Origin of the sequence: Cellulomonas gilvus ATCC 13127, from assembly GCF_000218545.1 — a bacterium.
GTDB lineage: Bacteria > Actinomycetota > Actinomycetes > Actinomycetales > Cellulomonadaceae > Cellulomonas > Cellulomonas gilvus.
Genome location: NC_015671.1, coordinates 1,287,478 through 1,301,680, shown reverse-complemented (window position 1 = coordinate 1,301,680; position 14,203 = coordinate 1,287,478). Strand labels below are relative to the sequence as shown.

The window sequence follows — 14,203 nt, the reverse complement described above, 5'->3', positions numbered from 1 at the left end:
TCAGACCTCGACGGTGACGATGTCGATGACCTTGCGGCCACGACGCGTGCCGAACTGCACGGCGCCGGCGGCGAGGGCGAACAGCGTGTCGTCGCCGCCACGGCCCACGTTGTTGCCGGGGTGGAAGTGCGTGCCGCGCTGGCGGACGAGGATCTCGCCGGCCTTGACGACCTGACCGCCGAAGCGCTTGACGCCGAGGCGCTGGGCGTTCGAGTCGCGACCGTTGCGCGAGGAACTCGCGCCCTTCTTGTGTGCCATGACGAACCTGCTCTCGGGTTGCTCAGAAAAGGGGCTGCGGGCCACATCGCAGTGGCCGCGACATCACTTGATGCCGGTGACCTTCAGGCGGGTCAGCTGCTGACGGTGACCCTGGCGCTTGCGGTAGCCGGTCTTGTTCTTGTACTTGAGGATGTCGATCTTCGGGCCCTTCTCGTCCCGGACGACCTCCGCCGTGACCTTGACCTTGGCGAGCGCAGCCGCGTCGGTCGTCACCTTCTCGCCGTCGACGAGCAGCAGCGCCGGCAGCTCGACCGTCGAACCCGCCTGGGCGGCGAGACGGTCGACGACGACGACGTCGCCCACGGCGACCTTCTCCTGGCGGCCGCCGGCCTTCACGATCGCGTACACCACGTTGCTGCTCATCTCTGCTCGTCGATAGATCACGTCGAATGCTCGTGCACCCCGCTCGGCTCCGCGCGCCCGCCGCACACCTCGGCCGAGGCCGCCAGTGAGGGGGTCGCGTCAGCTCCGACGCATCGGCCTCGACGAGGTCGACTGCGGGGCACGCACGTCGACGCGCACGCGGCGCGCCGACGTCCCAGGGTACGGACCGTGACCCGGTGGGTCAAACTCCACGGCCCGTCATCGCCCCGCGCCAGGCGCGGAGCGATGCACGTCACACCGAGGTCTCGTCGTCGTCCGAGTCGAACGTCACGAAGACCGACGGGTCGACCGGCGTGAGCTCGAGCTGGTCGGGCTCGTCGGACCCGGGACGGCGGCCCGCGAACTCCGCGAACACGTCCAGCACGGGCGCCTCGGCCACCGGCTCGGCGACCACGGCCTCCGTCCCGGCCGGGACGTCCACCGGGGCCGCGACGACGGGCTCGTCGACGGGTGCGTCCGCGACCGGCGACGCCGCGGGCTCGGGGGCCTGCGCGTCCGCCTCGGGCGCCTCGGACGCGTGCTGGTCGTGCAGCTCGTGCGCGTGCGCCGCGGCCGCCGCGATGGTCGCGAGCGTCGCCTTGACCGCCGAGCGCTCCTCGGGCAGCACGGGCACCACGGGGTGCGCGGCGGGCGCCGCGGGCTCCTTGGCGCCGCGCTTGCGGCGCGCGCGCTTGGGCTCGTCCGCCGCGGCCGCGGGAGTCGGCGCCGCCTCGGGGCGGGCACCCTTCTCGATCGGCTCGTCGTGCACGATGAAGCCGCGGCCGTGGCAGTGCTCGCACGTCTCGGAGAACGCCTCCACCAGGCCCTGACCCACGCGCTTGCGCGTCATCTGGACCAGGCCGAGCGACGTCACCTCGGCGACCTGGTGCTTGGTCCGGTCCCGGCCCAGGCACTCCACCAGACGACGCAGCACCAGGTCACGGTTGGACTCGAGCACCATGTCGATGAAGTCGATGACGATCATGCCGCCGATGTCCCGCAGCCGGAGCTGACGGACGATCTCCTCGGCGGCCTCGAGGTTGTTGCGCGTCACGGTCTCCTCGAGCGTGCCGCCCGAACCCGTGAACTTGCCGGTGTTGACGTCGACGACGGTCATCGCCTCGGTCCGGTCGATCACCAGCGACCCGCCCGAGGGCAGCCAGACCTTGCGGTCCATGCCCTTGACCAGCTGCTCGTCGATCCGGTGCGCCGCGAACACGTCACCCGTGCCGGTGTACTTCGAGACCTTCTGCGCGAGGTCGGGCGCGAGCTCGTCGATGTACGACGAGATCGTCGACCATGCCTCGTCGCCCTGGACCTGCAGCGCGCCGAAGTCGTCGTTGAAGATGTCGCGGACCACGCGGATGGCCATGTCCGGCTCGCCCTGCAGGAGCGCGGGCGCCGACGCGGTCTTGGCCTTCTTCTCGATGGCCTCCCACTGCCCCTGGAGCCGCGCGATGTCGGCGCGCAGCTCGTCCTCGCTCGCCCCCTCGGCCGCGGTGCGGACGATCACGCCCGCGGAGTCCGGCACGACCTCGCGCAGGATCTTCTTGAGGCGGTTGCGCTCGGTGTCCGGGAGCTTGCGGCTGATGCCGGTCATGCCGCCGCCCGGCACGTACACCAGGTAGCGGCCGGCGAGCGTGACCTGCGAGGTCAGGCGCGCGCCCTTGTGGCCGATCGGGTCCTTGGTGACCTGCACCAGGACCGCGTCACCCGACTTGAGCGCCTGCTCGATCCGGCGCGGCTGGCCGTCGAGGCCCGCCGCGTCCCAGTTGACCTCACCCGCGTACAGCACCGCGTTGCGACCCTTGCCCACGTCGACGAACGCCGCCTCCATGCTCGGCAGGACGTTCTGGACGCGGCCCAGGTAGACGTTGCCCACCATGGACGCCTGCTGCTGGTTCGAGACGTAGTGCTCGACGAGGACGCCGTCCTCCAGCACCGCGATCTGGGTGCGACCGGCCTTCTCGCGCACGATCATCGAGCGGTCCACCGACTCGCGCCGGGCGAGGAACTCGGACTCGGTGATGATCTGACGACGCCGTCCCGCGTCGCGCCCCTCGCGCCGGCGCTGCCGCTTGGCCTCGAGGCGGGTCGAGCCGCGCAGCGCGGTGACCTCGTCGCCACCGCGGCGACGCGGCTCGCTCTCGGCCTCACCCGTGCGCGCACCACGACGGCGACGCCGACGGCGCCGGCTCGAGCCCTCGCCCGACTCGTCGTCCGCGTCGTCCGGCGCGTCCTGCGCCGCGGGCTCGCCCGCGTCGGCATCCGTCGTCTCGTCGTCGCGGTCCGTGTCGTTCTTGCGGCGCCCACGCCCGCCCCGGCGACGGCGGCGGCGCGGCTGGTCGTCACCCGCGTCGGACTCGTCGTCCGTGTCCGTGGCCTCGTCGGCGTCCGTCGTCTCGTCGGCCTCCGCGGGCACGACGACGTCGTCCGCGCCCTGCGCCTGGGCAGCGTCGTCGGACTCCTCGGCGTCCTCGTCACGGTCGGCGGACGCGCCGCGACCGCGGCCACCGCGACCGCGGCGGCTGCGCCGGCGACCGCCACGCGCGTCCGTGCCCTCGGCGGGCTCGTCGGGCTCCGCGGTCGGCGCGGCGGCCTCGGCCTCCGCGAGCGCGGCCTCGTCGAGCTCGTCCTCGCCCACCTCGGCAGCGGCCTGCAGCGCGGCGGCCTGCTCGGCCTCCTGCGCGAGGCGGGCCGCCTGCGAGATCTCCTCGGGCGAGCCCGCGCTCGACGTCACACGACGCCGACGCTGACGCGCCTGCGTCGGGTCCGGCGCCTGGAACAGCAGTGCCGTCGTGGCCAGGCGCGGGCTGCCGGTGCTCGGCGCCGGCGCGGCGGGCTGTGCGGCGGGTTCGGCGACGGGAGCCGACGCGACCTCCTGCGGCGCGTCCTCGACGGCAGGCTCCGGGGTGGGCTGCTCGATCGCGGGCGCCGTGGTGGCGCGGCGGCTGCGGCGGCGGGCCGGTGCGGGCGTCTCGGCGGCAGCCTCCACGGCCGGCACGTCGGCCGCCGGCGCGGCGGGCTCGGCGGGCGCACCCTGCGGCGCGGCCTGCTCGTCGTCGGCCGTCGGCGCCGCCGCGGGGCGGCTCGCGGCACGGCGGCGGCGCGCGGGCTTCTCGGCGGCAGCGGGCGTCACGGCCTCCGTCGGCACGGCCGGCGCGGCCTCGTCGGCGAGCGGCTCGGAGGCAGCGCCCTCGACCTCTGCCGCGGGCGCGGCTGCCTCGACCTCGGGCGCGGCCTTCGACCGCGTCGCCCGACGGCGCTTGGCCGGTGCCTTGGCGGCCTCGGGGGCCGCCTCCGGCGGGGCGTCCGCCTGGGACTCAGGCGACGCGGTCGGCTGGTCGGACGCCACGGCGTCGGTGGACGCGGCGTCGGTCACGACGGCCTCGGGTGCCGCCGCAGGGCGCGACGCGCGGCGGCGGCGCGGCGGGGCCGCGGTGGGCTCACCCCCCGCGGTGACGCCGGTCGTGCCAGCCTGGACTGCGTTCTCGGGGGTGCTCTGCTCGGTCACGCGAACGTCTCCTGGGTACCGCGAACCACCGTCCACACCAGTGGCGGTCCTCGGTCGGTCGGTCATCGCTCACGCAGCACGTGGCGACGGAAGTCGTCGGACGCGGCCGCACACCGGGCCGGCGCGCACCATCGCCTGCTCCATCCGCACGGGCCTGTTCGGGCCTCGGGGATGTCGAGCGGCGGCTGACGCGCGCGACGCACTGGGTGCGAGCTCACGGGTTCGCCTCGCGGTGTGGTCGCTCGTCGAACCGCGGTCAGTATCGCACAGAGCGTCCGATCCGGCCCCCGTGACGACCGGGTGAGTCGGCGGTCACGTTCACGACGCCGCGTCAGCACCCGGGACCTTGGTCCCGCCGCGGACCGGGGCCGGTTTCCTAGCGTTCCCTCAGGTCACGTCGCGTGCCGCGTACAGACGCCGCCGACCGGCCCCCGCACCGCCCGCCACACCCGTGAGGCACGACCCCCGCTCGCCGCTCGCACGCTCGGAGAACCCTGTGGACGCCCTCGACCTCGCCCGCTGGCAGTTCGGTGTCACCACCGTCTACCACTTCATCTTCGTGCCGCTGACGATCGGCCTCGCGCCGCTCGTCGCGATCATGCAGACGGCGTGGCTGCGCACCGGCAACGAGCGCTGGCTGCGCCTCACCAAGTTCTTCGGCAAGCTGCTGCTCATCAACTTCGCGATCGGTGTCGCCACGGGCATCGTCCAGGAGTTCCAGTTCGGCATGGCCTGGCCGAGCTACTCGCGGTTCGTCGGCGACGTGTTCGGCGCACCGCTCGCGATGGAGGCGCTCGCCGCGTTCTTCGTCGAGTCCACGTTCCTGGGCCTGTGGATCTTCGGGTGGGACCGCCTGCCCAAGAAGATCCACCTCGCGTGCATCTGGGCGGTCGCGATCGCGACGAACCTCTCGGCGTTCTTCATCCTCGCGGCCAACTCGTGGATGCAGCACCCCGTCGGCACGACGTACAACTTCGAGACCGGTCGCGCCGAGATGACCGACATCGGCGCCGTGCTGACCAACCCGACCGTGCTGGCCGCGTTCCCGCACACCATCAGCGCCGCATTCCTGACCGCGGGCACGTTCGTCGCGGGCATCGCCGCCTGGTGGATGGTCAAGAAGGTCCGCTCGGGTGACGCCGCGACCGCACGTGACGTGTACCGCCCCGCGGTGATCCTGGGCCTGGTCACGATGCTCGTGTCCGGTGCGGGCGTCGCGCTCTCGGGCGACTGGCAGGCCAAGCTGATGTTCGACCAGCAGCCGGCCAAGATGGCCGCGGCCGAGGGCCTGTGCGAGTCCACCGACGGAGCGTCGTTCTCGATCCTGGCGATCGGCGACCTGTCGAACGACTGCGACGGCGTCACGCACGTCATCGAGATCCCGGGCCTCACGTCGTTCCTGGCGACCGGCGACTTCGACTCCCGCATCCGGGGCGTGGACGAGCTGCAGGACTACTACGCGCAGTGGGTCAGCGACTGGGAGCAGGAGAACGGCGTCGCCCCCACGTTCGACGACTCCACGAACTTCTACCCGAACCTCCTGATCACCTACTGGTCCTTCCGCCTCATGATCGGGTTCGGCATCGGCTCGGCCGCGCTCTCGCTCGCCGCGCTGTGGCTGCTGCGCCGCAAGGGCTCGACCACCGACAAGCCGTGGTTCGGCCGGCTCGGCATCGCCGCGATCGCGACGCCGTTCCTGGCCTCGGCGTTCGGCTGGATCTTCACCGAGATGGGCCGCCAGCCGTGGGTGGTCGCGCCGAACCCGAACGCCTCGGGCGTCGACGGCGTGTGGCTGCTGACCGCGCGCGGGATCTCCGACCAGGCGAGCGCGACGAACATCCTCGTCTCGCTGATCGGCTTCACGTTGCTGTACGGCGTGCTGGCCGTCGCCTGGTACCGGCTCATGCACCGCTACACGATCGAGGGCGTGGCCGCGAGCGAGAAGGACCCGTCCCCGGAGGCGCGCGCCGCCCGGAGCGACGCGTCCGACGACGACGCCCCCCTGTCCTTCGCCTACTGAGCCCGAGACGGAGACCACACCATGGAGCTCACGACCGTCTGGTTCGTGCTGATCGCGGTCCTGTGGACCGGCTACCTCGTCCTCGAGGGCTTCGACTTCGGCGTCGGCATGCTCCTGGGCATCCTGCCGAAGAAGGAGGACAAGGAGCGCGAGCGCCGCGTCATGATCAACACCATCGGCCCCGTCTGGGACGGCAACGAGGTGTGGCTGCTCACCGCGGGCGGCGCGACGTTCGCGGCGTTCCCGGAGTGGTACGCGACGCTGTTCTCGGGCTTCTACCTGCCGCTGTTCCTCATCCTGGTCGCGCTCATCGTGCGCGTCGTCGCGTTCGAGTGGCGCGGCAAGATCGACGACGACCGGTGGCGTGCGTGGGCCGACCGCGCGCTGATCTTCGGCTCGTGGCTGCCGTCGGCGCTGTGGGGCGTCGCGTTCGCCAACATCGTGCGCGGCGTCGAGCTCGACGCGGCGCACGAGTACGTGGGCGGGTTCTGGGCGCTGCTCAACCCGTTCGCTCTGCTCGGCGGTGCGGTGACCACGCTCATCTTCCTCACGCACGGCGCGATCTTCCTGGCGCTCAAGTCCGACGGGGACATCCGCCGGCGCGCGGGCGACCTCGCGGCACGCCTGTCGATCGTCACGGTCGTCGTCGCCGGTGCGTGGGCGGTCTGGCTGCAGCTCGCCTTCTCCGACCAGGCGTGGACCTGGGCCGCCGTGGCGGTCGCCGCGGTCGCGCTGGTCGGCGTCGTCGTCGCGACCCGGCTGCGCCGCGAGGGGCAGGCGTTCATCGCCTCGGCCGTGGCGATCGTCGCCGCCGTCGTGCTCATCTTCGGCTCGCTGTTCCCCGACGTGATGCCCGCGTTCGACGTGGCGAACTCGCTCACCGTGGACAACGCGTCCTCGACCGACTACACGCTGACGGTCATGACGTGGGTCGCCGTGATCCTCACGCCGCTCGTCCTGCTGTACCAGGGCTGGACGTACTGGGTGTTCCGCAAGCGCCTGTCGACCGCGGACATCCCCGCCCCCACGGGCCTGACGTTCACGCGCCCGCAGCCCGCGCCGACGGCTCCCACGGGCGCATCGGGTTCACTGGAGGCGTGAAGCCGCTCGACCCCCGCCTGCTGCGGTACGCCCGTGCCGCACGCGGCTACCTCGCCCTGACGGTCGCGCTCGGCCTGCTCACGGCCGCGCTCGTGGTGACGCAGGCGCTGCTGCTCGCCCGCGTGCTCGGCACCGCGGTCAGCGACGGCGCGGCGCTCGGCGACGGCGCGTGGTCGACGGCCGCTCCCCTGGTGGGCTGGCTCGCCGCGGTGGTGCTCGCGCGCACGCTCGTGACCACGCTCCAGGAGCGGTACGCGCACCGCGCCGCGGTCCGCGCGATCGGCGAGCTCCGGGAGGCCGTCGTGGCGCGCGCCGTCGCGCAGGGTCCGCGCCGCCTGGGCGACGGCCGCGGGCCGCACGTCGTCGCGCTCGCGACGCGCGGCCTCGACGCGCTCGAGCCCTACTTCGTGCGGTACCTGCCCCAGCTGGTGCTCGCCGCGACCGTGACCCCCGCGACGCTGCTGGTGATCCTGGGCCAGGAGTGGGTGTCCGCGGTGATCCTGGTCGCGGTGCTGCCGTTGGTGCCGATCTTCATGTGGTTGGTCGGTCGGCTCACGCAGGGCAGGTCCGAGCGCGGGCTGGCCACCATGCAGCGGCTCTCGGCCCAGGTGCTCGACCTGCTCGCGGGCCTGCCGACGCTGCGCGCGCTGGGCCGCGAGGCCGGTCCCGCGGCCCGCGTGCGGTCCCTGGGCGACGCGCACCGGCGCGCGACCATGGGCACGCTGCGCATCGCGTTCTTGTCCGGCATGGTGCTCGAGCTGCTGACGACGTTGTCCATCGCGCTCGTGGCCGTCGGCATCGGGCTCCGACTGGTCGACGGCCACCTCGACCTGGTGACCGGTCTCGCGGTGCTGGTGCTCGCGCCCGAGGTCTTCGCGCCCCTGCGCGCCGTGGGTGCGCAGTTCCACGCGTCCACCGACGGCGTCGCCGCCGCCGAGGCGGCGTTCGCGATCCTGGACGAGCCCGCCGACGACCACGACGGCACGCGCCCGGCCCCCGACCTGCGCGCGGCACGCCTGCACGTCGAGCACGTGAGCGTCGCGTCGGCACGCGGGCTCGCCCCGCACGACGTGTCCTTCACGCTGGCCCCCGGCCGCGTCACCGCGCTCGCCGGCCCGCCCGGAGCGGGCAAGTCCACCACGGTCGAGGTGCTGCTGGGGCTGCTGCGTCCCACCACGGGACGCGTGACGCTCGACGACGGTGCCGCGCGGGTCACCGTCGCCGACGCCGACGGCGCGCCCGACGTGGTGCGCGCGTCGCTGTGGCGCCAGGTCGCGTGGGTCCCGCAGCGGGCCGTGATCGAACCGGGCACGCTCGTGGCCACGGTGGGCGGCGACGCCGACGCGCGCACGCATGCCGCCCGGGTCACCGGGCTCGACGCCGTGGTCGACGAGCTGCCCGACGGGTGGGACACACCGGTCGGCCGGGGCGGTCACGGGCTGTCCGTGGGCCAGGCGCAGCGCGTCGCGCTGACCCGTGCGCTGGTGGGCGACGCCGCGCTCGTCGTGCTCGACGAGCCCACGGCGCACCTGGACGTGAACGCCGAGCAGGTGCTGCTGCAGACCGTCGCGGCGCTGCGCGAGGCGGGCCGGACCGTGCTGCTCGTGGCCCACCGGCCCGCGCTGCTCGCGTGCGCCGACGAGGTGGTCGAGGTCGCGGACCTGCCGGCCGACGTAACCGCTGCGGCGGTCGCGCCGTGACCGCACCGACGACGACGAGCCTGCCCCTGCGCCCCCCGCGGGGCACGCTGCGGCGGGCCCTCGCGCTGCTCGAGGTCGACCGGTCCCGCCTGGCGCTGGCCGTGCTGCTCGGCACGCTCGCGCTCGGCTGCGCGGTCGCGCTGGCCGCGACGTCCGCGTGGCTCATCGCGCGCGCGTCGCAGATGCCCCCCGTGCTCACGCTGTCGGTGGCCACCGTGGGCGTGCGCGCCTTCGGCATCGGCCGCGGCGTGCTGCGGTACGTCGAGCGCCTCGTCTCGCACGACCTCGCGCTCGCCGGGATGACGACGCTGCGCACCACGGTGTACGACCGGCTCGCGGCGGGCCGCGGCCGGGCCGTGCTGGGGGTGCGCCGCGGTGACCTGCTCGCGCGTGTCGGCGCCGACGTCGACGCGGTGGGCGACCTGGTGGTCCGCGGCCTGCTTCCCGCGGCCGTCGCGACCGTGCTGGGGCTCGCGACGGTCGGTGCGATGACGGCGTTCTTCCCGCCCGCCGCCGCCGCGCTCGCGGTGTGCCTGGTCCTGGCGGGCGTCGTGGCGCCGTGGCTCGCGGGGCGCGCCGCGCGCACCACCGAACGCGCCGGTGCGCAGGCACGCGCCCGCGTCGGCGCCGAGGCGCTCGCCCTGCTCGACGACGCGGGGCCGCTCACCGTCGCCGGTCGCGTGCCCGAGCGCCTCGCCGCGCTGCGCGCCGCGGACGACGGCGCTCAGGCGGCGGTCGACGCGGGTGCGGGCCCCGCCGCTCTCGCCGCGGGGCTCGGCCAGCTGGCCACCGGCCTGGCGGTGCTCGCGGCGCTCGTCACGGGCGTGCCCGCGGTGGGCGCCGGCTCGCTCGACCCCGTGCTGCTCGCGGTCGTCGTGCTGACGCCGCTCGCGGCGTTCGAGGCCACGTCGCTGCTGCCCGCGGCCGCCGTCCAGGTGCACCGGTCGCGCGCCGCGGCGGCCCGCGTCCTGGCCCTGCTCGACGACGCGGCGGGCACCGACGACGACGCGGCGGACCCGGGCGCCGGACCGTCCGCCAGGGTCGCTGAACCCGCCGACGTGGTGGCGCGCGAGCCGGTGCTCCGCGCGACGGGGCTCACGGTCGGCTGGCCCGGTGGCCCCGCCCTGGTGAGCGGCCTCGACCTCGAGCTGCGGCCGGGGCGCTCGATCGCCGTCGTCGGCCCGAGCGGTGCGGGCAAGACGACGCTGCTGCTCACGCTCGGCGGCCTGCTGCCGCCCCGCGCGGGGCGGCTCACGCTCGGCGGCGCCGCGCTGCACGGCGAACCGGGTGACGCCGTCGTCGTCGTGCCCGAGGACGCGCACGTCTTCGGGACCACCGTGCTCGAGAACCTGCGCGTCGCGCGGGGCGACCTCGGCCCGGACGCGGCGACCGCGGCGCTGCACCGCGCGGGTCTCGGCGCATGGCTCGCGGCACTGCCCGACGGGCTCGACACGCTCCTGGGTCCGGACGCACGCACGGTCTCGGGCGGCGAGCGCCGCAGGCTGCTGCTCGCGCGTGCGCTCGTCTCCCCCGCGCCACTGCTCCTGCTCGACGAGCCCACCGAGCACCTGGACCGGGCGGGTGCCGACGCCGCGCTCGACGCGCTGACGGGCGATCCCGCGCGCGGCGTGCTCGTGGTCACGCACCGGCTCACGGGCCTGGCCGCGGTCGACGAGGTGATCCGCATCGCGCACGGACGCGTGGTCGCGCGCGGGTCGCACGCGCACCTCCTGTCGCACGACGCGGGCTACCGTGAGGCCGTGCGGCACGAGCGCGAGGACGGACGATGACCAACACGACGACGGGCCCCGGCGGGCCGGACCTGGACGACGACGGCACGCGGCCCGGCGAAGGCCTGTTCCCGGTGGCCGGGACGCCGTTCACGGGCGGCGTCATGTCCGACCACCACGCGTCCCCCGTGCCGCTCACGGGTGATGCGCTCACCGACCTGCTGGACGCGATCCTGGCGGTCGCGGGCGAGCTGGACCTGCCCGCGGTCCTCAACCGGTTCGTCCAGGTGAGCGCCGAGCTGACCGGCGCACGCTACGGCGCGATCAACGTGCTCGACGCCGACGGCGTGTCCACGACGTTCGTCTACACCGGCGTGCCCACCCCCGTGGCCCGCATGATGGGCCACGCGCCGCACGCGCGCGGCGTGCTGGGCCAGATCCCGGCCATCGGCGCGCTGCGGCTCGACGACCTGACCGACCACCCCGCGTTCCAGGGCTGGCCCTCGCACCACCCGTCGATGGGCTCGTTCCTGGGCGCCTCGGTGCGCGTGGACGACCACATCTTCGGCCAGCTGTACCTCTCGGAGAAGGCCGGCGGGTTCACCGACTCCGACGAGCAGACCGTGATCGCGCTCGCCGCGGCCGCGGGCGTGGCCGTGGCCAACGCGCAGCTGTACGCCGAGTCGGCGCGCCGCGAGCACTGGCTGCGCGCGGGCCAGGAGATCACGACGATGCTGCTCGAGGGCATCGACGAGGAGGAGGCGCTCGAGCACATCGCCGCGACCGCGCGCGCCGTGGCGGGCGCCGACACCGCCGCGCTCGCGCTGCCCGGCATGGGCGGTCAGCTGCTCATCGAGCTCGCGGACGGGCACGACGCGGACAAGCTCGTGGGCGTCGCGATGCCGCAGGGCGGACGCGCGTGGACCGTGATGACCGAGGGCCGCGGGCTGCTCACGCCGTCGCTGTCCGCATCCCGCAACGTCAAGCTCGAGGAGATGCGGGCGTTCGGTCCGGCGATGTTCGCCCCGCTGCAGACCTCGGGCCGCGGCGTCGGCGTCCTGGTGCTGCTGCGCCGCATCGGCAGCCTCCCGTTCGAGGAGAGCGACCTGGCCACCGCCGAGTCGTTCGCGTCGCAGGCCGCGCTCGCGTTCGTGCTCGCCGAGGCCCGCCACGCGCAGGACATCGCCGCGCTGCTCGACGAGCGCGAGCGCATCGCACGCGACCTGCACGACCTGGCGATCCAGCAGCTGTTCGCCACCGGCATGCAGCTCGAGACGGTGCGCCGCCGCGCCGCTCGCGGCGTCGACGCGACCGAGCTCACGACGATCGTCGAGGAGGCGCTCGACAACGTCGACTCCTCAGTGCGGCAGATCCGTCAGATCGTGCACGCGCTGCGCGACCCCGACGCCGCGACCGCGCTCACCGAGCGCCTGCGGCGCGAGGCCTCGTTGGCCCGCACGGGCCTCGGGTTCGCCCCGTCGCTCGTCGTGACGCTCGACGGCGCGCCGCTGTCCGACGACGGGCTCGACGAGGACCGCCTCGACGAGCGCGTGGGCACCGCGCTGACCGACGACGTCGTCGCCGTGGTCCGCGAGGGCCTGGCGAACGCGGCCCGGCACGCGCACGCGTCGTCGGTGACCGTGCGGATCAACGTGCGCGGTCAGGGTCCCCTGGGCGCCGTCGAGGTCGAGGTGCAGGACGACGGCGTCGGGCTGCCCGCCGTGCGGGACCGGCGGTCCGGCACGGGCAACCTCGCGTCCCGGGCCCGCCAGCACGGCGGCACGTTCACGCTGGGCACCGCGCCCGAGGGGCACGGCACGCTCCTGACCTGGCAGGCGCCGCTCGGCTGACCGCCGGGACCCGGCTCAGTGGCCGGGCTCGGCCCGCCAGCCGGAGTGCTTGCGCGACGCGACCCACGCGGCGACCTGTGTGCGGCGCTGCAGGCCCATCTTCGCCAGGAGCGACGTGATGTGGTTCTTCACGGTCTTCTCCGCGACGCCCAGCCGCTCGGCGATCTCCCGGTTGGACAGGCCCTCGCCGATGAGGTCGAGCACACGCAGCTCGCTCGGCGTGAGGTTCTCGGTCGGGTCGTCGTGGCCCGCGCGGCGGCGCGTCACGGTGCGCTCGTCGAGCAGCGTGCGGCCCGCGGCGACGCTGCGGATCACGTCCGTGATCTCCGCGCCGCGCACGGACTTCAGCAGGTAGGCGACCGCACCCGCCTCGAGCGCCGCGGCGAGCGCGTCGTCGTCGTCGAACGACGTGAGGACGATCGCCCGCGCGTCCGGCTGCGTCTCGCGCACCTGGCGCATGAGGTCGATCCCGGTCCCGTCCGGGAGCTGCAGGTCGACGAGCATGACCTGCGGGTGCACCAGCGTGGCGCGGCGGACGCCGTCGGCCACGGAACCGGCCTCCGCGACGACCGTCATGCCCTCCGTGCGTTCCACCACCTCCGCGATCCCTCGGCGGACGACCTCGTGGTCGTCGACGATCATGACCGTGATCGGTCCCTGCTTCCCGGCGTCGAGGTTCGGCACGATGGCATCGTAGCCAGGCATGAGGACGATCCTGTTGCCCACCACGCTCGAGGAGCCCGTCGACCTGCCCGCCGGGTGGCGCTCCGTGCCCTACGACCCGGCCCTGCCGCTGCCCGCGTTCGCGTCCGACGCCGAGGTCCTCGTCGTGTGGGGCAACCGGCGCGCGAGCCTCGCGGAGGCCGCGGAACGCCTCACGTCGCTGCGGTGGGTGGCGTGCCTCGCGGCCGGCACGGACGCGGTCGAGGAGGCCGGGTTCCCCGCGCACGTGCAGGTCACGTCCGGCCGGGGGCTGCACGACGGCCCGGTGGCCGAGCACACGCTCGCGCTCGTGCTGGCGTGCGCCCGACGCGTGCCGGACATGGTGCGCTCGCAGGACGAGCGCCGCTGGGCGTCCGAGCTGGGCGGTGTGCAGAAGGTGCACGACACCGCGTTCCGCACGCTCGCGGGCGCGCACGTCGTGGTGTGGGGCTTCGGCTCCATCGCCGCGCGCCTGGCTCCCCTGCTCGGCGCACTGGGTGCGCGGGTCACGGGCGTCGCGCGCAGCGCGGGCGAGCGCGCCGGCGTCCCGGTCGTCACGCCCGACGCCCTGCCGGACCTGCTGCCGGGCGCCGACGTGCTGATCGGCATCCTGCCGGCGACGGCCGCCACCCGGCACGCGATCGGCCGGACCATGCTCGCCGCGCTCCCGTCGCACGCCGTCGTCGTCAACGTCGGCCGCGGCAGCACGCTCGACGAGGACGCGCTCCTCGACGCGGTCCGCACGCGCCGGCTCGCGGCCGCCGCGCTGGACGTGTTCGACCGCGAGCCGCTGCCCGCGTCGAGCCCGCTGTGGGCCGAGCCGCGCGTGCTCGTGAGCCCGCACGCGGCCGGCGGACGGCCGCAGCACGCGGGTGCGTTCCTGACCGCGGCGCTGCGCACGTACGACGCGGGCGAGGAGCTGCCCAACCTGGTGGGCTGACGAC

At 74.7% G+C, this 14,203-nt stretch carries 10 protein-coding genes; 6 read left to right on the top strand and 4 right to left on the bottom strand.

Annotated elements, in window-relative coordinates:
* From rpmA to CELGI_RS05975, 3 genes are all read right to left on the bottom strand, one after another.
* Window positions 1-258: a 50S ribosomal protein L27 gene (gene rpmA, locus CELGI_RS05985; RefSeq protein WP_013883216.1), complete on the bottom strand. Its 258-nt coding sequence runs from the start codon at window positions 256-258 to the stop codon at window positions 1-3.
* A gap of 63 nt (window positions 259-321) precedes the next feature.
* Entirely contained in the window at window positions 322-630 is a 309-nt protein-coding gene (gene rplU / locus CELGI_RS05980) for a 50S ribosomal protein L21 (RefSeq protein WP_211206563.1), read from the bottom strand.
* Window positions 631-895: 265 nt separating this feature from the next.
* On the bottom strand, window positions 896-4,156 hold the full coding sequence (locus tag CELGI_RS05975; protein ID WP_013883214.1) for an Rne/Rng family ribonuclease: 3,261 nt from the start codon (window positions 4,154-4,156) through the stop codon (window positions 896-898).
* Between the two features lie 496 nt (window positions 4,157-4,652).
* On the opposite strand from CELGI_RS05975, the gene CELGI_RS05970 reads away from it, so the two are divergent.
* From CELGI_RS05970 to CELGI_RS05950, 5 genes are read left to right on the top strand one after another with little or no spacing between them, the layout of a single operon-like run.
* Window positions 4,653-6,176 (top strand): cytochrome ubiquinol oxidase subunit I, encoded by a 1,524-nt coding sequence (locus CELGI_RS05970; protein WP_013883213.1) that lies wholly within the window; start codon window positions 4,653-4,655, stop codon window positions 6,174-6,176.
* A 21-nt stretch (window positions 6,177-6,197) separates the two neighbouring features.
* Window positions 6,198-7,277: a cytochrome d ubiquinol oxidase subunit II gene (gene cydB, locus CELGI_RS05965; protein WP_013883212.1), complete on the top strand. Its 1,080-nt coding sequence runs from the start codon at window positions 6,198-6,200 to the stop codon at window positions 7,275-7,277.
* A complete protein-coding gene (cydD, locus tag CELGI_RS05960; protein WP_013883211.1) occupies window positions 7,274-8,977 on the top strand; it encodes a thiol reductant ABC exporter subunit CydD in 1,704 nt (567 codons plus the stop codon). Before cydB ends, cydD begins: the two co-directional genes overlap by 4 nt.
* Window positions 8,974-10,767, top strand: coding sequence for a thiol reductant ABC exporter subunit CydC (gene cydC, locus CELGI_RS05955; RefSeq protein WP_013883210.1), 1,794 nt, complete (start codon window positions 8,974-8,976; stop codon window positions 10,765-10,767). Before cydD ends, cydC begins: the two co-directional genes overlap by 4 nt.
* Window positions 10,764-12,557 carry a sensor histidine kinase gene (locus tag CELGI_RS05950; RefSeq protein ID WP_013883209.1) on the top strand — a complete coding sequence of 598 codons (1,794 nt, stop codon included), beginning with the start codon at window positions 10,764-10,766 and terminating at the stop codon, window positions 12,555-12,557. The genes cydC and CELGI_RS05950 overlap by 4 nt, the downstream gene beginning before the upstream one ends.
* A 15-nt stretch (window positions 12,558-12,572) precedes the next feature.
* Here the strand turns inward: CELGI_RS05950 and CELGI_RS05945 are convergent, their stop codons facing one another.
* Entirely contained in the window at window positions 12,573-13,262 is a 690-nt protein-coding gene (locus CELGI_RS05945) for a response regulator (protein WP_013883208.1), read from the bottom strand.
* Between CELGI_RS05945 and CELGI_RS05940 the strand changes: the two genes are divergently transcribed.
* A complete protein-coding gene (locus CELGI_RS05940) occupies window positions 13,261-14,199 on the top strand; it encodes an NAD(P)-dependent oxidoreductase (RefSeq protein WP_041574121.1) in 939 nt (312 codons plus the stop codon). The genes CELGI_RS05945 and CELGI_RS05940 overlap by 2 nt on opposite strands.
* Window positions 14,200-14,203 lie beyond the last annotated feature (4 nt).

What these genes read in the sequence shown, in the direction of transcription:
- CELGI_RS05940 (WP_041574121.1), top strand. Translation starts at nt 13,261, where the DNA reads ATGAGGACGATCCTGTTGCCCACCACGCTCGAGGAGCCCGTCGACCTG.
- CELGI_RS05945 (WP_013883208.1), bottom strand. Translation starts at nt 13,262, where the DNA reads ATGCCTGGCTACGATGCCATCGTGCCGAACCTCGACGCCGGGAAGCAG.
- rpmA (WP_013883216.1), bottom strand. Translation starts at nt 258, where the DNA reads ATGGCACACAAGAAGGGCGCGAGTTCCTCGCGCAACGGTCGCGACTCG.
- CELGI_RS05950 (WP_013883209.1), top strand. Translation starts at nt 10,764, where the DNA reads ATGACCAACACGACGACGGGCCCCGGCGGGCCGGACCTGGACGACGAC.
- cydB (WP_013883212.1), top strand. Translation starts at nt 6,198, where the DNA reads ATGGAGCTCACGACCGTCTGGTTCGTGCTGATCGCGGTCCTGTGGACC.